Origin of the sequence: Virgibacillus oceani (assembly GCF_041521345.1) — a bacterium.
Taxonomy (GTDB): domain Bacteria; phylum Bacillota; class Bacilli; order Bacillales; family Amphibacillaceae; genus Virgibacillus_N; species Virgibacillus_N oceani_A.
Genome location: NZ_JBGOHB010000001.1, coordinates 130,415 through 149,822 on the forward strand (window position 1 = coordinate 130,415; position 19,408 = coordinate 149,822).

Sequence of the window (19,408 nt, forward strand, 5' to 3'; positions counted from 1 at the left end):
TGAAAAAGAAATTTACAATAGTATAACACATTGCAAGGAATAGTATAGCACTTTTCGCCCGAAATTTATTGATCATAAAGCCTGGATATAAACAAAAAAACTTTGCCATTATGTATGCAAGCAAAGTTTTTACTAACCGTCGCACTCTCATTTAACTCACATAAATGTCATACGGTATTCTGAGCGGCTTCATGCAAAATATTCAGCTGCTTTTCCAGATTTTCAAGCAATGCATTTCCTTCATCTTCACTGATTAAGTCTAAACGTACTGCAAAATCAATTTCCTTTGAAAGTCCAAACATCTGTGTATCAAGGACTTCTTCATACACAGGACATTGCGGCATCGTCAGATTATCTATTTGCACTTCTATTAACCGTAAAATCCTTTCAGCATCAGCCTTAAGAAGGGCATAGGCTTTTTCACGATGGGTTATGGTCGCCTCTGGCATCAACTTTATCCCTCCATTAAAAAGACTTTCTTCTATATCATATTATCGTTTGCCTCGAAAAAATGCAAATAAAATTATAATTAATTAATTGCAGATAGTGGGTAAATGATGTAACCACTAAAAGCTATACACTTTCTTACCTGCAAATAGTCTGCTATTCTAAGTAGAGATTATTATAAAGAGGTGAAAGAAATGATTGTACCAATTACCGGCAAAGTTACATATCCAATTACCTTAGATCCAACTGTTTGGATTTTTGACGATCGAAAAATCGAGTTCGATAAGGCTTTTGAAAATACTTCAGGTAAAGTAGAAGAAGATGAACTAAAAAAAGCCGCAGAAAGATTTAATCGTGAAGTATATCAGCATGCTGCCAAGCCGCCGGTTAACCGAAGTATAAAAAAATTTGAACGAGAAAAAATTCTTCAGAGTACCTATGTTATGCCGCTCGAAGATTTTATTGCCAATGCCGAAGTAAGTCCGGAAGCAGAAAATGTTACGTTGGTTACAAAGGAAGATGAAATTATTATTTCCCTGCCGGAGCTTCAACAAAGCTATTTTCTATTTGCACGGGATGGAAAACCCTTAAAGGATGATGGCCCGGTTCATTTATACTTCCAGGACGGTTCCAATAAGAGTCAACCAATAAAAAGCATAACAAAGATTGTCATAAATTAGCATTTTTTAAAACTGGCGGGATTGTTTAATTACCTGAATACAGCTTGGCAAATAGGATAAAATGCGGGGTGATACGATTTCATGAGTATTTCCCCGCTTTTATTATTTTCCCCACAGCTTCTATCAATCTTTTCCTCTGCTCCTTGATAAAATTCTTCGTATAATTTTACTTATTTAACTCAAAATAACAATAGTTGATGTTCGTTAAAAGCGATCATTTGGAGGGATACTAAATGAAATTACGACGATCGATCATCATGGCTGCCATTCTGCTTGTGATAGCTGGATGCCAGCAAAATAATGAAGAAGAACCATTGGCAGCCAATGAAGCCGATAACAGCGATCGAATTATTCAAGTAAAGGATTCAGATCCAGCAGAAGAACAGAATTTAACGAATGGCGAAATTGCAGACCATCTTGCAAATGTAGCAAGCGAGGTACCTGAAGTGGACAATGCAGCCTCAGTTGTAGCCGGCCCTTATACTGTTGTAGGAATTGACGTGGATAAAGACCTTGATCGTTCCAGAGTAGGGACAATAAAGTATTCCGTACAAGAGTCACTCTACCATGACCCTTACGGAAAAACCGCAGTGGTTGTAGCAGATGCTGATGTCACAGAAAGAATCAGGGGAATGGGAGACAAAATCCAGCAAGGTCATCCAGTTCGTGGGATCGTTGATGAACTAGCTGCCATTGTAGGCAGATATATGCCACAATTTCCAATAAATGATAATCCGCCGGATGAAACCGACCAAAATAAACAGGTGATTCCGGAAGAAGACGAACAAAAAATAGAAGATGTGGAAGAAGAACAATCCCATAACCACAGTGAACAAGCGGATTAAAGCATGAAAGAAGGTTTCTGGTTAACCAGAAACCTCCTTTCATTGCTGCTGTTCTGCGTTATTATCATTCTTATATTCGTTATAGTAATGAACGCCAAATTGAGAACCTTCCGAGACCATTTTGGCATTTTCCAGTTGAGCCAGATCTTTATCCTCAGATTGATCCGGTGCACCAGCGTCTTCAAAAGTGGAATCAGATCCATTTGTATAATCTTTCACTTTATTCTGTACATTTTTCACTGTTTCGATAACTTTCTCCCTATTTTCTCTATCCTTTAAATAATATCCTGCCGCTGCAGCCCCAACTGCACCCGCTGCTCCTACTGCAGATAAAATATAACGTTTCCTCATTAGCTAAATCACCCTTCCCTTTATACTTAATCTTAATATTCCCGTTAAATTTTTAATAAAACATAACAAAAGCTTCTTTTTACTATACTTTTTATGTTAAACTTTAACATATTGAAACTTAAATAATGGTTGCTCTCGCATCGTTTGCTGCTAATTAATCATGCAACCCGAATACGCGCAAGTATCACCTCCGGGCACAAGTGCGACATCTCTTCAAACTCCCTTTGGTTGCTTTTTTAGAGTGTCTTATTTGCCGGGGGACGGCTATTGCTGGTGAGCCTCCTTGTGATCACATTCTCCGGTGTATCCCGATGCCTTTGAGGCGAATAGGGATGTTCCAGTGTCGCGTTGGTCACAGATCTCGGCAGGGCGAGTAATTACAGTCCCAATCTTTAAAAAACAGCATAACTAATACAAGTCATTATAGCTAGAAGGTGAAATGATGAAAGTAATATGTCCGCTATGTGATAAAATAGATGTTTTGGATGATAAATCCTTTCAGGCTAAGCGATTAAGGAATCGAAGAAAGCATATGTATTTATGCGAAGATTGCTATAAAAGAATTGAATCTAAAACAAAGGAAAGGCATGCAACAGGTGATTTCCAGTTATACAGGGTGAAAAAGAAATCCGATCTTATATAATAAAGGCTGGTGGCTCCAGAGGGGCCACCAGCCTTTTTATTTACTGTTCTTTCTTTGATTGTGCAGTCTAAATCTGTATATGGCTAAAACAAAGGAAATAATAATCAGACTCTCGGTAATCGGGAGTCCTAAAATACTGAATATCGTAATAATAAATACACCGATTGCAAACAAAATATAAATAACTACAGATTTTATTAACGGCAGTTTTTTTGCAAATCCCAATTTATATGCAATGACACCAAATATGAAGTTCAGTATATAAAATATCCAAAAGAAGTTGACTGACGTTCCATAATTATCTAATAGAAAATCAAAAATAAGATTAAAGTTTGTATCCATCCTTCTCCCCCATTACGTGAACATTCCATTCAAACTCTTGTACTATCATACTAAAACTGATGACGTGATGCTAGCTTTTCCACCGTTAATTTTTATTGAACATTTATTGCGTTTGAAAAAATTCCGGATCTTGCATCACTGATTATGTACTTAACATTTTTCATTTTCCTCAAATTTAGCGGAGGAGGCCCCATTAAAAACGATAATTTAGTTGGGAGTAAATTGGCCTTATTCAATACTTCTTTTCGAAACGAACAAATTAAAAAGAAATAATGAATATTGCATTTCAGGTGGTTAAAGATAGGAATTTACAGGAGCGTTAGTACTATTGGGTAGTTATAAATTCCATCCAAAATTGTTGATTTAGTTAGGGTAGTTGACATATACTGTCCTTGGCAAGTGTAAACAGAAAATTACTGGGGTCACTCCGGAATAGAGGTGGTACTGTGAAAAATATTGATTTTCCGCTGCTCTTATTAGCGTTATTTGTTATTTTATCATTTGCGGGAGTCGGCTTTGCCATTGCGCTCAGAAACGTTTGGCTTATTGTATTATTAATTATACTCGGTTTTAGTGCAATGGGATATGGTATTTCCTTAAAGAAAGAAAAGAAAAAGTGATTGCTCTTGTAAAGCGTCACTTTCTCCCTGTCCTAATATAATCATGTAATATGGGTTCCTGAATAGATGGATTACAAACAAAAATGGAATTATTATTTAACATATTTACTTCTTTCCCATCCACGTCGGTCATCACACAGCCAGTTTCTTCGAGTATAACCTTTCCTGCTGCAATATCCCACGGGGCAAGGCGCATCGTTAAATAACCGTCAAGTATGCCTTCAGCCACATAAGCAATTTCCAGTGCGGCAGAACCGTAAGTTCTAGAACCGCGAACTTTTTTGATTAATTTCTGCATAACCTGATGGTCTACCACTCGATTTTCACATAGCCATAAATGATTCAAACCAAGCATTGCTCGTTTTAATGGTACATATGCTTTTTCTGAATTCAATTTCAACTGACCTTTATAGGCGCCTTCATCCCGTGTTGCACTGTAAAGAACATCTTCCATTACGTTATAAATAAAACCAATCTCTCCGATGCCTTCATGGTATATGCCAACAGAGATCGCAAAGTTTCTTTTCTGATGAACAAAATTCATTGTCCCGTCGATAGGATCAATGATCCATACAGTACCATCCAGATTTGTAATTTCATCGCCATATCCTTCTTCACTCAATATTTGATGGTCAGGGTATATTGCTTTAATTTTATTCACAAAAAAGGTCTCTGTGTTTTGATCTACAGTTGTAACTAAGTCATTTTCATTAGATTTAGTATCAATTGTCAGCGGGTCATTTATTGTTTCTCTTATTTTTTTTCCAGCTTCAAGAACCCAATCTTTTGCCTGGCTGTAAATACTTTCCCGTATGTCTGAATTCATATCATTTCCTCCGAATATGTCGCTATTTATATATATAGTGTATTTATTAGTCATTAAATGTTATTTCTGGTATATTTTTTATGATTTATATTGCATTTGAGAAATTTTTTTCTTATTCATCATCTATCTCTGCCAGTTGTAATCTCAATTGTTCCAAACGTTCTTTTGACTTTATAATCTGGACTTTATCATTTTCTTTCAATGCATCATGCAGTGTAACCAATTCATAATCAATTTCCATTCGGATAACAGGTAATTTCTTCTGTGCCTCTTTGCGTCTCAATGCCTCCATTACATATTTCATTTTTTAACACCCTTTCAATCACCTTTTATTATAATTATGTTGCAGTTACTATTTTGGTTCAAATCATAGCATGCTTTACGAACAAACTATTTATGTTATAATTCCCAAATATTAATCTTTAAAACATAATCTTAGGCTGAACTTCTGAATGGTAACTCCCCGCTTGACTAGATATTTAATTTCATTAATAATCATATTTATAATTAAGATGTAAGAAAGGACGATTTTCATGACTTTCCAAGGCTTTGAACAAAAAGATTTCGATACGTTTTCCATTGACGGACTGGAAGCAAGAATGGAAGCCATTCAAAATCGAATTCAGCCTAAATTCCAGGAAATAGGCAGTGAACTCGTAGATTATTTATCATTCCAGTTGGGGAATGAAGTATACCTGCATATTGCAAAACATGCACGGAGAACGGTGAATCCTCCGAACGATACATGGCTCGCTATAGCTGACAATAAACGTGGATATAAAAAACATCCGCACTTCCAAATTGGCTTATTTGATGATCATGTTTTTATCTGGTTGGCTCTTATCTATGAATTAGATTATAAACGATCCATTGCTGAATCGTTTGTTGCCAGTTTTGATGAGATAAAGGAATTGCCTAATCATTACGTTATCTCTTTGGATCATATGAAAAAAGATGCAATCAGCCTGGATAATTTAAAACTTCAAGATGTGGAAAGATTTCGCGATGTAAAAAAATGCGAATTCCTAATTGGCCAGCATTTTTCACCTGATGATGAAAGGGTATCAGATGGAGATAAGTTTCTGGAAACAGCCAAAAATACATTCGATTCATTAATTCCATTATATCAGAAAGCGTTAAGAAGCCGAACATAAAGTGAAACTTCATTCAGTGGGGGTTTAGGCCTACAGGACGTAGGTCATGCAGACATTGCCACAATGTATTTCGGTGGGACGAGGAACCACTGTACCGTAGTCCCAGGACGTGGCGATTTTAGTCTGCGTTCCCCCTCCCCCACTGAATGTTAGCACCGCAAGGGTATGACCTAAAGGCCCTTGAACGAATCGGGCAGTTACTGGCTGTTGGATCTCCCACTTAGCATTTTCATGTTTCTTTCATTCTTGAAGTGGGAGTCTTACAGCCAGTTACACTGCGATAAATGTTATTTAAGGGTCATTCTGCAGTATGATGCATATGACCCTGTATATTATTTCATTGATATAAATTTTTCTACAGATTGATTTGCTTTCTTTATCACCCGATAGCTAGCGTAGCCTGCATGTTTTTCAAACTGTGCAAACAGTTTTTTTTCTTCACTTTTAGACGGTACAATCTGTTTAAAACGTTTATATTTTAAAAGAAGTTCTTCACGATTTGTTTTACTTTCATTCGCCTGTTCAATTAGCGAAAAAAATTGAACTACATCAATCACTTCTTCTTTTGACCATGTATCATCGATAGGGTAATGATAACTCATAGCACTAATATTCACCTGCCTATTTCCATTTATTCTTTATTTCATCAGCATCTTTTGCCATGGTCTGTATTAATTCAGCTACGGAAGGGATATCATTAATACCTGCTGCACTTTGTCCAGCCCAGCCAAACCCCTCATCAGCATCTCCATCATAAATATAACGTCTATTTGCTTCTCCGCTAATATGGTTTTTAAGGGAATCATAGCCCTGTTCCAATTTTTCGATCTCCATTATTTCATTCGTCCATTTATTTTTTAACGCTCTTGCCGGCGTTCCGAGTGAACGTTTGATTACAACAGTAGCATTTTCATCGGCATCCACGATTGCTTTTTTATAATTCTCATGTGCATCAATACACTCTTCTGTAGCAATGAAGCGAGTGCCCATCTCAACCCCCTCGGCACCGAGGGAGAGTGCAGCCATTAACCCCCGTCCGTCTACAATACCCCCTGAAGCAATAACAGGGATCGATACGCGGTCAACTACCTGAGGAGTAAGCACGAAGCTTCCGACATCTCCCCTGCCAAGATGCCCGCCGCCTTCCTGGCCGACAACCATGACAGCATCTGCTCCCAGCTCTTCTGCTTTTTCTGCCTGTCTTCTTGCCGCTACGAGTACAAGCTTTTTAATATTATGCCCTTCCACCATATCCAATACTCCCTTTGGATTGCCACCGGTAACAGAGATAACAGGAACCTGTTCTTCGACAGCGACATTTACCATATGTTCAAATGGCCGTCCATGCTGTCCAATTGCAAAGTTTACTCCAAACGGCTTATCTGTTAACGTTTTTACTTTATGTATTTCATCCCTTAATTTATTTTCGTCCGGTAAACTCATTGCTGTAATCTGACCAAGCCCGCCGGCATTTGATACGGCAGCAGCCAAATCCGCATATGCTAAGTAGGCAAGCCCACCTTGTATAATTGGATATTTGATGTTTAATAATTCGGTCACCCTGGTTTTCATTGAGACTCCCCCATTTTTTCAGTTAACATAATGGTATCATTAATCCATAGATTATTTCCAATTGTTTAACCGATGCAAATAATTAAGAGAACTGCAAATTGCAGCTCTCTTAATTATTTGGCTTTTCTATTTTCATTGCAGGTTGGGCATGTGCTGTAAAGTGTCGTTACTTTTTCTTCACTATAATGTTCTATAACTTTTTGACAATCCTGACAGATGATTGTGCCCATTTCGTCCACTCCTTAATTAAGGAATATCTTAATTATATTATATGATGTAATATTAAGAAAAAAAAGCCATTTAGTATATCATATTTTAAATATGTGTTATTTTGTTTACGGATTCTAAATCCTTGAGTTGGAGAAATAGTAAGAGATATTCAGCTGCAAAATGATTAAAAACCGATGAAGAAATTACATTCCTCATCGGTTTATATCCATGTTTCTGCTTATGAATTATATTCAATTATCAAGGTGACATGCACTTACGTATACACCCTGTCATTTTTACTCAATTAATGCAGGATCTACAATCTCGTATCCTTGATCACGGAGACCATTGACAATTTCACCTAACGCTCCGGCCGTCCATTCTCTATCGTGCATTAATAAATTTGCGCCATTCCCCAGCAATTCCGTGTGAACCATAATATCGGCTATTGCTTCACTTGACATGTATTCTTCTTCCCAATCATAGCCATAGGACCAATTCATTAAAGTCATGTCCTCTTCCTCAACCACTTCTATAACATGGTCTGTATTTGCTCCATTTGGTGCTCTGAAAAACCGAGGCCTTTCTCCAATGATTTCTTCAATGCGATCACTCAGAATAACAATTTCTTCCGTCTGCTCTTCCTCTGGTATATCAGGTAAAAATGGGTGATTATATGTATGGTTTCCTATATAAAAACCCATGTTATGAATTTCTTTTAAAATGTCTTCATCTTCTGGTGTATTCAAGAAATGACCATTCACAAAAAAGATGGCATTAGCATCAAGTTCATGCAATGTTTCAGCCATTTGGAGCGCATGTCCATCAGGCGCGTCATCAATTGTTAATAATACCACTTCTTCATTGGCATCATCTATCGGAACAATGGACCACGAATCGGCAACTGTATATACCGGCTCTGTTACTGTCTCTGTATTTACCTTCCCCTCTTCCCTTTCTTTCCCTTCTTCTGTTTCTGCTTTATCCTCTTCTCTTTGTGTCTCTTCAGCATTTTCATTTGTTTGTTCTTCGGTTTCTTGGTTTACCTGATCTGAAGCTTGGTCGTTATCCTCTATTTCGGGAGAATTATCACAAGCTGAAATAGCGAGTGCAGTCGTGTAAAATAAAATAAAAAGTAATTGTCTCATTGTAATTCCTCCGATGCTTATTTCCAAGTGTAGGTCTACTATATTTTACATCATTCAAACATCATTTCCTATTATTTTATGAGAAAAAATCTACGCATTCATTCATACTTAAATTAGGATTGAATTTAATTATACAGGGAACAGTAAGGTATGATACTGTTGAAATAAACCGCTACTTGTGTTTAACTACATAAAGAATGACTACATCATACGGAGAAAGGATATTTTATATGAAAAGAGTGACTCCAGTTTTTTATATTTCTGCAATTATTGCTTTTCTGTTTATTGTATGGGGAATCATACCTGAGAGCTTACTTCCAAATGCTAATTTAGACAATGTGACAACCGTGATACAAGGTTTTCTGGTTGACCGTTTTGGCTGGTTTTATTTGATGAGCGCATCCATATTTGTTGTTTTCGCGGTTTATTTGATTTTTTCAAAATACGGTAAGATTAAACTCGGAAGACCAAATGATAAACCGGAGTATAATTATATAACCTGGTTTGCCATGCTGTTTAGTGCTGGTATGGGAATTGGTTTAGTATTTTGGGGAGCGGCTGAACCGCTCTCGCATTTTTATGAACCTCCTTATGGGGAACCAGGAACAAATGAGGCTGCTAAAACAGCGTTGCAATACAGCTTTTTTCATTGGGGCTTTCACCCTTGGGCAACGTATGCAACACTCGCATTGGCACTAGCTTACTTCAAATTCCGCAAGCAGTCAGCAGGTGTTGTCAGTGCTACACTGGAACCTTTATTTGGGAAACATATGAAAGGTGGCTGGGGAACAACAGTTGATGTTATTGTTGTATTTGCCACTATATTCGGGGTTGCTACTTCACTCGGACTTGGAGCAATTCAAATCAGTGGAGGTGTCTCTTCTGTTTTTGATATAGAACAGACAGTTACACTGCAATTAATTATTATTGCCATCGTTACTGTTTTATTTCTAACTTCCTCGATGTCTGGATTAAATAGGGGAATAAAGTATTTAAGTAATACGAATTTAATCTTGGCTTTTTTACTCATGGTGTTTTTGCTGATTTTAGGACCGACTACTTTTATTATGAATTTATTTACAACAACCTTTGGAACCTACTTGCAAAACCTGCCTAGTATGAGTTTTCGCATGACGCCATTTAATGAAGGGAATGCAGATTGGATTAATGGGTGGACCGTATTTTATTGGGCATGGTGGATTGCCTGGGCGCCATTTGTCGGGTCATTTATTGCTCGGGTTTCTCGCGGAAGAACAGTAAGGGAGTTTGTTTCAGGTGTATTATTAGTTCCAGCCATTTTCGGGGGCTTCTGGTTCTCTGTTTTTGGTGGATCAGCGATTAATCTCGAATTTTTTGAAGGCGCAAATATATTTTCATTAATTGAACAGACCGGAGAAGAAGCTGCTTTATTTGCCGTATTAGACCATTTTCCGTTGACTACGCTTGTATCAAGCATTGCTATTCTGCTTATTAGTACGTTTTTTATTACTTCAGCAGACTCTGCAACATTCGTACTTGGTATGCAAACAACCGGAGGCAGTTTGGATCCGGCAAATCGTGTCAAATTTATCTGGGGTCTTATTCAATCTGGTGCAGCAGCTGTACTATTATGGCAAGGGGGACTGGTTGCACTGCAGACCGCATCCATTATTGTCGCATTCCCTTTTGCCATGATCATGCTATTAATTATCATTTCTTTAATGAAAGCATTTGGTCAGGAAAAAGAAGCATTGGAAAAAAACAAAAAGAAAGGGTCTGGGACATATCTAAAGTAAACCACTCTAAATATAAACAATGAACGAACCTAGCGGAGGTAATATACGTAGCCCCCTTAAAAAGGCATGCAATGTAACGCTATCGAAGCTTTTCTTATTTTATGGTAAGTAGGAGTTCGGTGAGACAGTAGCCATTTTTATTTGCGAGGAGTGCTGCAGCATTGAATCAACTTGCAACACAACGAGCATGAGGAAGCTCAACACTCACCACTCCCCCATTCCTCAGGACAAAAAGGACACCGGGAAAACAACCTAAGGAAGTTTTCTCGGATGTCGCATTTGTACCCGGAAGCATGAGAGTGAGTATATTTCCGGAGCGGGTTAGAGGTGTCCAGCATTTCTTTGTTAAAGATACTTTTATTCACACCTTCTTTTTTACATAACCCACCATGTATGTTTATTATATTTCCAACTCTACAATGCATTTTCATTTTCATAACAGTTTTATAACAAGTCTAGATTTCTCCTTTTATTCTGTTAAACTAACCACAACGTTAGAAAAAGAAGAAAGGTGATCCTGATGACACAGAAAACTGTTTATTCTCTCATCATAACTCTATTCTTTCTTACTTCATGTCAGCAACCGGATGAAAAATTAGATATCATTGCATTTCATCCATCGGATTACGATGTCTTTCTACTGACAGACAAATCAGATACAAGCATAGAAGAAATATATTTAGACGCTATTATTGAATTAAAAGCAAAATACCCCGATGAATTCAGTCAGGTTTCCTCTGAGGCAAAATCAAACCATGAAATTAATCTTACTATAAATGAAGAACAAAACCCTATCTTATTAATTACTAAAAATGGACAGACAGTGAAAGAACTTGCAGGACCAACCTCAAAAACAGAAATCAAAAAGCATCTGGAGATGACGATGGAAAAATAGAAAGGGAGCCTTTCTTCTTCCGTAAAAAAATATAATCAGATCAACAGCCAGCGACAGTTATACGTAAGTATGAGAAGAAGATCATGATAAAATAGAAAAAAACCGATGAGAAAAATATTCCCATCGGTTTTTTCTATATTTTGAAACAGTAGCTTTTCCAGCAATGATTACTTTATTACATCGTGTGAACTGGAGTGCCCAGCGCTACATCTGCTGCCTCCATTGTAATTTCACCCAAAGTTGGATGTGCATGGATAGTTAAAGCAATGTCTTCAGCAGTCATTCCTGCTTCAATGGCCAACCCAACTTCTGCAATCATGTCACTCGCATTTGGCCCTGCAACCTGGGCACCGATTACTAAACCGTCTTCTTCACGGGTAACCAGTTTTAAGAATCCGTCAGTACTATTTAGAGAAAGTGCTCTTCCGTTTGCCGCAAATGGGAACTTAGATGCTTTCACCTTGTAGCCTGCATCTTTTGCTTCTTTTTCATTATAACCGACAGTAGCTAGCTCAGGATCGGTAAATGCCACTGCTGGGATACCGATGTAATCAATCACGGATTTTTCTCCGCTGATCACTTCTGCTGCTACTTTTCCTTCGTAGGAAGCTTTGTGAGCCAGCGCAGGGCCGGCAACAACGTCACCGATGGCATAAATATTATCAACACTTGTACGGCACTGATCATTTATTTTAATAAGCCCTTTATCATCTGTTTCGATTCCTGCCTGCTCAAGCCCTATTTCTTCAGTATTTGGACGACGGCCAACAGTTACAAGCACGCAATCAGCGTCCACAGTTTCTTCTTTCCCTTTTACTTCATACGTTACAGTTACACCATCTTCTTTTTCTTCTACACCTTTAGCCATAGCTTCGGTGACAACCTGTACATCTTTTTTCTTCAGTTGCTTTTTAACAACCTGGGTCATTTGTTTTTCAAAACCGCCGAGAATATCTTTTGCACCTTCCAAAATGGTAACTTTTGAACCAAAGTTTGCGTATGCAGATCCGAGTTCGGTACCTACATATCCGCCGCCAATGACAACCATTTTTTCAGGAATCTTTTCCAGGCTAAGTGCGCCAGTTGAATCAAGCACACGGTCAGAAAACTTAAAGCTTGGAATTTCAATCGGTGAAGAACCTGTTGCGATAATAGCATTATTAAAAGTATAGGTCTGAGAATTTTTTTCATCCATTACCTTTGCTGTATTTTTATCAACGAAATAAACTTCTCCGTTTAAAATGTCCACCTTATTTCCTTTTAAAAGACCCTCGACCCCAGAAGTCAGCTTATTCACAATGCCGCCTTTCCATTCTTGTACTTTTGCAAAGTCGATGGATACATTTTCTGTCTTGATACCCAATTCTTCATTGCCAAAAGCCTTTTGCGCCATGTGTCCGGCCTCGATTAAAGCTTTAGAAGGAATACACCCTACGTTTAAGCACACACCGCCTAGTGCTTCTTTGTCAACGATGGTTACTTTTTGCCCCATCTGTGCTGCCCGAATTGCAGCCACATAGCCGCCAGGGCCAGCTCCTACAACTAATGTGTCTACCTCAATCGGAAAATCTCCTACTACCATAGTTTTACGCCTCCATCATGATTAATTGTGGATCGTTCAGCAATCGTTTGATTTGGTTTAGCGCCAGTTGTGCAGTTGCACCATCAATAATACGGTGATCAAACACAAATGATAATGCAAGTACCGGTGCAACTACAACCTCGCCGTTTCGGACAATTGGCTTCTCTGCGATACGTCCAATACCCAAAATGACAGCTTCAGGGTAATTCAATACAGGTGTAAACCATTGTCCTCCTGCTGAACCAATATTTGTTATTGTATTTGAAGCACCTTTCATCTCTTCAGAAGTAAGTTTACCACTTCGGGCTTTTTCTGCCAATTCATTAACTTCATTTGAAATATCAAAGACAGATTTGCGGTCAGCGTCTTTTACTACCGGTACTAGTAACCCTCTATCTGTATCTGCTGCGATACCGATATTATAATAATGCTTATGAATGATCTCTTCTGTTTCATCATCCATGGCTGCATTAAGAATTGGATATTTTTTAGAAGCCGATATCAGGGCTTTTACAACATATGGTAAATAAGTTAATTTAACTTCTTGCTCTGCTGCAATTTCTTTAAATTTCTTGCGATGTGCCACCAGGTCGGTTACATCTACTTCATCCATTAATGTAACATGTGGTGCTTTCGTTTTTGAGTTCACCATTGCATTTGCAATCGTTTTACGGATACCTGACAATTTTTCTCTCGTTTCAGGGTAAGCACCTTCCGGAACAGCAGCTGCTGCAGGCGCTTTTTCTTCCTCTGTTGCCTTAGAAGCAGCAGCAGGTTTTTCACCGCTTAAGAATTGATCCACATCTTCATTTGTTATCCGGCCATTTTTGCCAGTGCCCTCTACTTCTTTTATATTCACATCATTATCACGGGCATATTTTCTTACAGATGGCATGGCAATGACTCGTTTGTCATTTTCATCATCTGTTTTAGGCTCAGGTTTTGTTTCTTCCTGCTTATCTTCTTTTTCTTTGGAAGCGGGTTCTTCTGATTTATCTTCTTCTTCAGATGCTTCTTCTTCAGCGTCATCATCCTCATAGCCTTCTGCATCAAATGAAATGAGTGTATCACCTACAATTGCTACAGTGCCTTCTTCCACATGCCGTTTTTCAACCGTTCCATCTACAGGGGATGGGATTTCGACAACCGCTTTATCATTTTGAACCTCACAAAGCACGTCATCCTCTTTTACTTCATCGCCTTCATTAACGAACCATTTTACAATTTCACCTTCGTGTATCCCTTCACCGATGTCAGGGAGTTTGAAGTTAAAAGCCATGTTTTCTACCTCCTATCTCATTTTTAAAAGTTCATTACTGCATTAACTTTTTCTATGACGTCTTTATGGTTTGGAAGCCAAATCTCTTCTGCTTCGGAAAATGCATAAACAGTATCTGGAGCTGTGACGCGCAAAACAGGTGCTTCCAGATGCAGAATTGCTCTTTCCTGAATTTCTGATACCACATTGGCAGCAACTCCGGCTTGGCGCTGCGCTTCTTGAATAACTACAGCACGATTTGTTTTTTCAACAGATTCGATGATGGTTTCCATATCAATCGGTGATACAGTACGAAGGTCAATGACTTCTGCATTCACACCATCTTCTTCAAGTTCTTCAGCAGCTTTTAGCGCAGTATGAACCATTGCACCATAGGAGACAAGGGTAACATCGTTTCCTTCTCGTTTTACTTTCGCCTTTCCAAGTTCTACGGTGTATTCTTCTTCAGGAACTTCTTCACGGAAAGAGCGGTACAGCTTCATATGCTCTAGGAAAAGTACTGGATCATTATCACGAATGGCAGAAATCAATAACCCTTTTGCTTCATAGGGGGTGGAAGGAATAACTACTTTTATTCCCGGCTGTTGCGCGATTAAGCCTTCTAGTGAATCCGCATGTAATTCAGGTGTATGAACACCGCCGCCAAATGGAGCACGAATGGTTATTGGTGAAGTCCATCTTCCGCCTGAACGATAACGCATACGAGCCATTTGTCCATTAATCGAATCCATCGTTTCATATACGAAGCCGAAAAATTGAATTTCCGGTACTGGCCGGTAACCCTGTAATGCTAAACCGATGGCCAATCCGTTGATCCCTGATTCAGCCAGTGGTGTATCAAATACGCGTTCTTCCCCGAATTCTTTTTGCAAGCCTTCCGTGGCTCGGAATACACCGCCGTTTTGACCAACGTCTTCCCCAAACACAAGCACATTTTCATCATTTTCAAGTTCAGTGCGCATTGCATCTGTGATTGCTTGAATCATTGTCATTTCTGCCATGATTTATTTCGACTCCTTTTCTTTATATTCTTCCATTTGCTCTTGTAAATTGGCTGGAAGTTCTTCATGCATATTTTCAATCAGATCTGTAACCTTCTGTTTTGGATAATCATCCGCTTTTTTAATCGCTTTTTTAATATCTTCTTTTGCAGCTTCAATAACTTCATTTTCTTCTTCTTCTGACCATAGATTTTTCTCTTCCAGATATTTACGGAAACGAACGATAGGATCTTTTTTCTCCCATTCATCATCAAGATCATCCGTACGATATCTTGTAGGGTCATCCCCTGCCATCGTATGAGGGCCATAGCGATAGGTCAATGTTTCAATCAGCATCGGTCCTTCGCCGTTTATCGCACGTTCACGGGCATGCTTTGTAACTGCATAAACAGCTAATGGATCCATGCCATCTACTTGAATACCTTCTATACCTGCAGCCACAGACTTTTGAGCCAGTGTTTTTGCAGCTGATTGTAACTCCACCGGTACAGAAATAGCAAAATAGTTATTTTGAATGAAGAAAATTGCCGGAGCGGCATATGCACCTGCCATGTTAATTCCTTCATAGAAATCTCCCTGGGACGTCCCGCCATCTCCTGTATAGGTCACGGCAACATTTTTCTTTCCTCGTTTTTTCATACCCAAAGCGACACCTGCAGCCTGTACAAACTGTGCGCCGATAATAATCTGCGGGCTTAATGCCTGTAAATCATCCGGCATCTGATTTCCATGAAAATGTCCCCTGGAGAACAGAAATGCCTGGTACAATGGAAGTCCCTGCCAGATTAACTGAGGCACATCACGATATCCGGGCAAAAGAAAATCGTCTTGTTCCAAAGCAAACTGACTTGCAAGCTGTGATGCTTCCTGACCTGCAGTAGGTGCGTAAAAACCAAGACGTCCCTGACGATTTAGTGCAATGGAGCGCTGGTCTAATATACGGGTATACACCATCCGTTTCATCAGCTCTTTTAAATCATCGTCACTTAATTCAGGCATATCCTTCTCATTAACAATTTTCCCATCTTCGTTTAGAATCTGGAACATTTCAAATTGATTTTCTACATTTTCCAAAACCTGTTTCAAAACGGGTCACCTCTTCCTTTCTTATATCCTTATAGTGGTATATTTTTAGCTTTCCCAAAACCTGAAAAAATCTGTACTATATTCTCCTATTCTTGTACCCTTTTTCAAGCTGCATTAATCATATAATGCTGACAGATAAAACTGTTACATAAATAAAACGGAATGAATTAGTACAATCGATCCTAGTTTAAATAGTAGTATATTACTCACAATAGGTCAATTACTTTGATTTAATTTATTTATTGTTTGTGTAATTACAGAAAGCGTTTTATTTCATCTGTTACAACCAAATTATAAAGCTGTATTAATATCTGGCCTGAAGTATTAAAAAAACGGATCATGGACATCATTCCTGTCCATAATCCGTTGAAATTTAGATATGATGGGTGAAAGTCACCTTAATTAAGGGGATAATTAACTTTCCTCTTCTTCCGACTCTTCTTTCAGTTCATTTTCTTCATAAGTCACATTAATATCCGCCACATCATAAAAGTCCTTTTTCAAATCATTATACGCTACCGTATATTCATTAAACTGTTCATTATAATCAAGTACGGCCTGATAGCTTTCATTAATACTGTTTATTTGCTCATTCAGCGATTCCTGCTCTGTGTCCTCTTGCTGCAGCATGCTATAGAGTTCTTTTTCTAATTCAAGGGAATTCATATAAGCATCAAATAGTTCATAATAGGCGCTATAGCGATTTTCCATCACATTATACATTTCTTCGGCATTATCTTGTACGCCTTCATCCAATTCCGCAATTAACTCCTCTGTCATTTGAAACGATTCCTGTGACGCTTCGACACTTTCTCTTTCCTGTGTAATTTTTTCGGAACGTTCATCAATGACTTCTAATGCTTCTTCTGAAAGCGTCTGGATTTGCTCAAATTCTTCCATATCGAGCTGGATTATTTCACTGTATAATTCCTGCTCTCTTTGCTCCAATTCAGTGATTTGCTCTTGTTGCTCTTCAAACGCTGCTTCCTGAGCAACCGCTTCTTCCAAATGACTATGTATTTGCTCCTCTGTACTCTCGCTGTTGCAAGCTGACAAAAGAACAAAAGATGCAACAATAATTGTAAATTTAGTTTTCGTCATTTATTTTCCCCCTAAACATACTTCATGTCTCTATTTCATTTTACCAGTATAACATGTTCTACCGTGATATAATATAGTGAACCGCCTGCCAATTTGCTAAAATGTAAAGAGAGTTCTATTGCAAATCTGTAATTAATATATGTATATTATGTTAAAATATGAAATGGTGAAATGAAAGTAATTTGGCGTTATTTATTTTTTGGGGAGTGACAAATATTATGATAAAAATGAAAGATGTTGTTCGGGAAGGCCATCCGTCTTTAACAACAGTTGCTGAAGAAGTTACTATTCCTATAAACAATGAAGATAAAAAACTATTGGATGAAATGCTGACATTCTTAAAAAACAGTCAGAATGAGGAATTGGCTGAAAAACATGAGTTGCGTCCGGGAGTCGGTCTTGCTGCACCACAGCTAGGCATGAATAAACGACTGATCGCTGTCCATTTTGATGATTTAAACGGGAAGCACTACAGTTATGGATTAGTTAATCCGAAAATAATCAGCCATTCTGTTGAAAAAGCCTATTTAGCAGGCGGGGAAGGCTGCTTATCTGTTGATCGCAATGTAGAAGGATATGTTCCGAGAAACGCACGGATTACAGTAAAAGCAACGGATCAAAACGGTGAACAGGTTAAGCTCCGGTTAAAAGGATATGCCGCCATCGTTGTACAGCATGAAATTGATCATTTAAACGGAATCATGTTTTATGATCATATTAATAAAGAAAACCCTTATGCGGTCCCTGATAATGCAAAAGCAATTGAATAAAATATTTTTAATGAGAGCTTAGTCCTGATTTGACAGCTCTTTTTTTCTTTTTGTAAGAATGGTGTATAAGAATCCTCCCCTTGTAAAAAATAAACATAAAGTAGTCTCACGGCAGGTTTATAGAGCTAATTAATAAATTTTTATTACAAATAACGTATTTTTATTTCCAAATTTCTCAAATCATACTATACTATATAGTAAGAGGGATTGGACGGTAGAACGTTTTTGTTGCTTTTCTTAAAAATTCGAAGGGAGCCTATAATTATGTTAAAACGCCTGAGAGAAAAGCTCAAGAAACGCTGGAAAGATTTTATTGGACGTGGACAGGTACCTACAACTTGCAAAAATACTACCAATGATATTACCAATCGTTAGAAAACCCGGCTTTTTGCTAAAGGGGTTTTTATGGAAGCGTACTGTGCTTTCTTCAGAAACCCTTATTCTTTTGAGTGGAAACAGCCATTCGGCTTACCTAAAAGGTATGCATTGAACAACTTTACACTGGCAGATAGAAAAATTAAACCTTTTTAACTGCTGGCTATTTAGGGTACTATGGTTATAAAGTGATTACGGATGTGAATTAATAAACGGAAATTAATCTCAGAAGACTTGGCTTGTCGCCACGCCTTAATGGCGAAATCCTTAGTTGCACTTATGCAGTAAGAAAGTTTTATACTTTCTTATCTGCAAAAAAAATGCATAGCTTTTCATATTTTAAAAGCAACTTCCTGTTTTGCAGCAAGTATTTCAGATAGCAGGCAAGTATAAAATGCATAACCGACATTATTTTGCAGATGGTGAAAAAACGGTATTCCCATCTGCTAAAAAGTATGACTAATGAATATAAGAAATATGTTAGGAGAGGGATAAATTGATTTTTAAAGTATTATATCAAGAGTTAAGAGATGAAATTCCCGTTCGGGAACGTACCAAAGCTTTTTACGTAGAGGCAGACACAATTAGAGAAGTCCGAAAAAAAATAAATGATCGTCATGTTAATATCGAGTATATCCATGCATTAAATGAAGCACATCTATCTTATGAAAAACAATCTGAAAGCTTTGCTGTGGAGAATGTATAA

At 38.0% G+C, this 19,408-nt stretch carries 23 protein-coding genes; 9 read left to right on the forward strand and 14 right to left on the reverse strand.

The features are described 5' to 3' along the window. Positions 1 to 167 precede the first annotated feature (167 nt). Positions 168 to 449: an Fpa/YlaN family protein gene (locus ACDX78_RS00620; RefSeq protein WP_486024864.1), complete on the reverse strand. Its 282-nt coding sequence runs from the start codon at positions 447 to 449 to the stop codon at positions 168 to 170. 192 nt (positions 450 to 641) lie between these two features. On the opposite strand from ACDX78_RS00620, the gene ACDX78_RS00625 reads away from it, so the two are divergent. Beyond that, the gene (locus ACDX78_RS00625) at positions 642 to 1,127 is read left to right on the forward strand and encodes a hypothetical protein (protein WP_486024475.1); all 486 of its coding nucleotides are present in this window, start codon (positions 642 to 644) and stop codon (positions 1,125 to 1,127) included. A gap of 233 nt (positions 1,128 to 1,360) precedes the next feature. Beyond that, a complete protein-coding gene (locus ACDX78_RS00630) occupies positions 1,361 to 1,972 on the forward strand; it encodes a YhcN/YlaJ family sporulation lipoprotein (RefSeq protein WP_486024477.1) in 612 nt (203 codons plus the stop codon). A 39-nt stretch (positions 1,973 to 2,011) separates the two neighbouring features. On the opposite strand, the gene ACDX78_RS00635 is transcribed toward ACDX78_RS00630, so the two are convergent. After that, entirely contained in the window at positions 2,012 to 2,323 is a 312-nt protein-coding gene (locus ACDX78_RS00635; protein WP_486024479.1) for a hypothetical protein, read from the reverse strand. A gap of 442 nt (positions 2,324 to 2,765) precedes the next feature. On the opposite strand from ACDX78_RS00635, the gene ACDX78_RS00640 reads away from it, so the two are divergent. After that, entirely contained in the window at positions 2,766 to 2,966 is a 201-nt protein-coding gene (locus tag ACDX78_RS00640; RefSeq protein WP_486024481.1) for a YlaI family protein, read from the forward strand. Positions 2,967 to 3,002: 36 nt separating this feature from the next. Here ACDX78_RS00640 and ACDX78_RS00645 read toward each other — a convergent pair whose 3' ends face one another. Continuing rightward, positions 3,003 to 3,308 carry a YlaH-like family protein gene (locus ACDX78_RS00645; protein ID WP_486024482.1) on the reverse strand — a complete coding sequence of 102 codons (306 nt, stop codon included), beginning with the start codon at positions 3,306 to 3,308 and terminating at the stop codon, positions 3,003 to 3,005. A 446-nt stretch (positions 3,309 to 3,754) separates the two neighbouring features. Here ACDX78_RS00645 and ACDX78_RS00650 point away from each other — a divergent pair, with 446 nt between their 5' ends. After that, positions 3,755 to 3,928 carry a DUF5325 family protein gene (locus ACDX78_RS00650; RefSeq protein WP_486024484.1) on the forward strand — a complete coding sequence of 58 codons (174 nt, stop codon included), beginning with the start codon at positions 3,755 to 3,757 and terminating at the stop codon, positions 3,926 to 3,928. Between the two features lie 16 nt (positions 3,929 to 3,944). Here ACDX78_RS00650 and ACDX78_RS00655 read toward each other — a convergent pair whose 3' ends face one another. Next, complete coding sequence (locus ACDX78_RS00655) at positions 3,945 to 4,754, reverse strand: inositol monophosphatase family protein (RefSeq protein WP_486024486.1); 810 nt, start codon at positions 4,752 to 4,754, stop codon at positions 3,945 to 3,947. 112 nt (positions 4,755 to 4,866) lie between these two features. Continuing rightward, a complete protein-coding gene (locus ACDX78_RS00660) occupies positions 4,867 to 5,058 on the reverse strand; it encodes a hypothetical protein (RefSeq protein WP_486024488.1) in 192 nt (63 codons plus the stop codon). A 229-nt stretch (positions 5,059 to 5,287) separates the two neighbouring features. Here ACDX78_RS00660 and ACDX78_RS00665 point away from each other — a divergent pair, with 229 nt between their 5' ends. Next, positions 5,288 to 5,908 (forward strand): YktB family protein, encoded by a 621-nt coding sequence (locus ACDX78_RS00665; protein WP_486024489.1) that lies wholly within the window; start codon positions 5,288 to 5,290, stop codon positions 5,906 to 5,908. Positions 5,909 to 6,240: 332 nt separating this feature from the next. On the opposite strand, the gene ACDX78_RS00670 is transcribed toward ACDX78_RS00665, so the two are convergent. From ACDX78_RS00670 to ACDX78_RS00685, 4 genes are all read right to left on the reverse strand, one after another. Continuing rightward, entirely contained in the window at positions 6,241 to 6,510 is a 270-nt protein-coding gene (locus ACDX78_RS00670) for a UPF0223 family protein (protein WP_486024490.1), read from the reverse strand. Between the two features lie 19 nt (positions 6,511 to 6,529). Then, positions 6,530 to 7,480, reverse strand: coding sequence for an NAD(P)H-dependent flavin oxidoreductase (locus ACDX78_RS00675; protein ID WP_486024491.1), 951 nt, complete (start codon positions 7,478 to 7,480; stop codon positions 6,530 to 6,532). Positions 7,481 to 7,593: 113 nt separating this feature from the next. Next, positions 7,594 to 7,710, reverse strand: a complete 117-nt coding sequence (locus ACDX78_RS00680; RefSeq protein ID WP_486024492.1) for a GapA-binding peptide SR1P — start codon at positions 7,708 to 7,710, stop codon at positions 7,594 to 7,596. Positions 7,711 to 7,986: 276 nt separating this feature from the next. Next, positions 7,987 to 8,838, reverse strand: a complete 852-nt coding sequence (locus ACDX78_RS00685) for a polysaccharide deacetylase family protein (protein WP_486024494.1) — start codon at positions 8,836 to 8,838, stop codon at positions 7,987 to 7,989. A 230-nt stretch (positions 8,839 to 9,068) separates the two neighbouring features. On the opposite strand from ACDX78_RS00685, the gene ACDX78_RS00690 reads away from it, so the two are divergent. Together ACDX78_RS00690 and ACDX78_RS00695 are read left to right on the forward strand one after the other, a co-directional pair. Further along, positions 9,069 to 10,613 (forward strand): glycine betaine uptake BCCT transporter, encoded by a 1,545-nt coding sequence (locus ACDX78_RS00690; protein WP_486024496.1) that lies wholly within the window; start codon positions 9,069 to 9,071, stop codon positions 10,611 to 10,613. A gap of 520 nt (positions 10,614 to 11,133) precedes the next feature. Next, positions 11,134 to 11,508, forward strand: a complete 375-nt coding sequence (locus ACDX78_RS00695) for a hypothetical protein (RefSeq protein ID WP_486024498.1) — start codon at positions 11,134 to 11,136, stop codon at positions 11,506 to 11,508. A gap of 175 nt (positions 11,509 to 11,683) precedes the next feature. Here the strand turns inward: ACDX78_RS00695 and lpdA are convergent, their stop codons facing one another. The 5 genes from lpdA to ACDX78_RS00720 form a co-directional block, all read right to left on the reverse strand. Beyond that, positions 11,684 to 13,090 carry a dihydrolipoyl dehydrogenase gene (lpdA, locus tag ACDX78_RS00700; RefSeq protein WP_486024499.1) on the reverse strand — a complete coding sequence of 469 codons (1,407 nt, stop codon included), beginning with the start codon at positions 13,088 to 13,090 and terminating at the stop codon, positions 11,684 to 11,686. Positions 13,091 to 13,094: 4 nt separating this feature from the next. Continuing rightward, positions 13,095 to 14,369, reverse strand: a complete 1,275-nt coding sequence (locus tag ACDX78_RS00705) for a dihydrolipoamide acetyltransferase family protein (RefSeq protein ID WP_486024501.1) — start codon at positions 14,367 to 14,369, stop codon at positions 13,095 to 13,097. A 23-nt stretch (positions 14,370 to 14,392) separates the two neighbouring features. Continuing rightward, positions 14,393 to 15,370 carry an alpha-ketoacid dehydrogenase subunit beta gene (locus tag ACDX78_RS00710; protein ID WP_486024502.1) on the reverse strand — a complete coding sequence of 326 codons (978 nt, stop codon included), beginning with the start codon at positions 15,368 to 15,370 and terminating at the stop codon, positions 14,393 to 14,395. A 3-nt stretch (positions 15,371 to 15,373) separates the two neighbouring features. After that, positions 15,374 to 16,456, reverse strand: a complete 1,083-nt coding sequence (gene pdhA / locus ACDX78_RS00715) for a pyruvate dehydrogenase (acetyl-transferring) E1 component subunit alpha (RefSeq protein WP_486024504.1) — start codon at positions 16,454 to 16,456, stop codon at positions 15,374 to 15,376. A gap of 414 nt (positions 16,457 to 16,870) precedes the next feature. After that, positions 16,871 to 17,557, reverse strand: a complete 687-nt coding sequence (locus tag ACDX78_RS00720; RefSeq protein WP_486024506.1) for a YkyA family protein — start codon at positions 17,555 to 17,557, stop codon at positions 16,871 to 16,873. Positions 17,558 to 17,775: 218 nt separating this feature from the next. Between ACDX78_RS00720 and def the strand changes: the two genes are divergently transcribed. Beyond that, the gene (gene def / locus ACDX78_RS00725) at positions 17,776 to 18,327 is read left to right on the forward strand and encodes a peptide deformylase (protein WP_486024507.1); all 552 of its coding nucleotides are present in this window, start codon (positions 17,776 to 17,778) and stop codon (positions 18,325 to 18,327) included. A gap of 871 nt (positions 18,328 to 19,198) precedes the next feature. Then, complete coding sequence (locus ACDX78_RS00730; RefSeq protein WP_486024509.1) at positions 19,199 to 19,408, forward strand: DNA-dependent RNA polymerase subunit epsilon; 210 nt, start codon at positions 19,199 to 19,201, stop codon at positions 19,406 to 19,408.

What these genes read in the sequence shown, in the direction of transcription:
- ACDX78_RS00675 (WP_486024491.1), bottom strand. Translation starts at nt 7,480, where the DNA reads ATGAAAACCAGGGTGACCGAATTATTAAACATCAAATATCCAATTATA.
- ACDX78_RS00660 (WP_486024488.1), bottom strand. Translation starts at nt 5,058, where the DNA reads ATGAAATATGTAATGGAGGCATTGAGACGCAAAGAGGCACAGAAGAAA.
- lpdA (WP_486024499.1), bottom strand. Translation starts at nt 13,090, where the DNA reads ATGGTAGTAGGAGATTTTCCGATTGAGGTAGACACATTAGTTGTAGGA.
- ACDX78_RS00645 (WP_486024482.1), bottom strand. Translation starts at nt 3,308, where the DNA reads ATGGATACAAACTTTAATCTTATTTTTGATTTTCTATTAGATAATTAT.
- ACDX78_RS00670 (WP_486024490.1), bottom strand. Translation starts at nt 6,510, where the DNA reads ATGAGTTATCATTACCCTATCGATGATACATGGTCAAAAGAAGAAGTG.
- ACDX78_RS00710 (WP_486024502.1), bottom strand. Translation starts at nt 15,370, where the DNA reads ATGGCAGAAATGACAATGATTCAAGCAATCACAGATGCAATGCGCACT.
- ACDX78_RS00635 (WP_486024479.1), bottom strand. Translation starts at nt 2,323, where the DNA reads ATGAGGAAACGTTATATTTTATCTGCAGTAGGAGCAGCGGGTGCAGTT.
- ACDX78_RS00625 (WP_486024475.1), top strand. Translation starts at nt 642, where the DNA reads ATGATTGTACCAATTACCGGCAAAGTTACATATCCAATTACCTTAGAT.
- ACDX78_RS00705 (WP_486024501.1), bottom strand. Translation starts at nt 14,369, where the DNA reads ATGGCTTTTAACTTCAAACTCCCTGACATCGGTGAAGGGATACACGAA.
- ACDX78_RS00695 (WP_486024498.1), top strand. Translation starts at nt 11,134, where the DNA reads ATGACACAGAAAACTGTTTATTCTCTCATCATAACTCTATTCTTTCTT.
- ACDX78_RS00665 (WP_486024489.1), top strand. Translation starts at nt 5,288, where the DNA reads ATGACTTTCCAAGGCTTTGAACAAAAAGATTTCGATACGTTTTCCATT.
- ACDX78_RS00720 (WP_486024506.1), bottom strand. Translation starts at nt 17,557, where the DNA reads ATGACGAAAACTAAATTTACAATTATTGTTGCATCTTTTGTTCTTTTG.
- ACDX78_RS00685 (WP_486024494.1), bottom strand. Translation starts at nt 8,838, where the DNA reads ATGAGACAATTACTTTTTATTTTATTTTACACGACTGCACTCGCTATT.
- ACDX78_RS00655 (WP_486024486.1), bottom strand. Translation starts at nt 4,754, where the DNA reads ATGAATTCAGACATACGGGAAAGTATTTACAGCCAGGCAAAAGATTGG.
- ACDX78_RS00630 (WP_486024477.1), top strand. Translation starts at nt 1,361, where the DNA reads ATGAAATTACGACGATCGATCATCATGGCTGCCATTCTGCTTGTGATA.
- ACDX78_RS00620 (WP_486024864.1), bottom strand. Translation starts at nt 449, where the DNA reads ATGCCAGAGGCGACCATAACCCATCGTGAAAAAGCCTATGCCCTTCTT.
- ACDX78_RS00680 (WP_486024492.1), bottom strand. Translation starts at nt 7,710, where the DNA reads ATGGGCACAATCATCTGTCAGGATTGTCAAAAAGTTATAGAACATTAT.
- ACDX78_RS00640 (WP_486024481.1), top strand. Translation starts at nt 2,766, where the DNA reads ATGAAAGTAATATGTCCGCTATGTGATAAAATAGATGTTTTGGATGAT.
- ACDX78_RS00690 (WP_486024496.1), top strand. Translation starts at nt 9,069, where the DNA reads ATGAAAAGAGTGACTCCAGTTTTTTATATTTCTGCAATTATTGCTTTT.
- def (WP_486024507.1), top strand. Translation starts at nt 17,776, where the DNA reads ATGATAAAAATGAAAGATGTTGTTCGGGAAGGCCATCCGTCTTTAACA.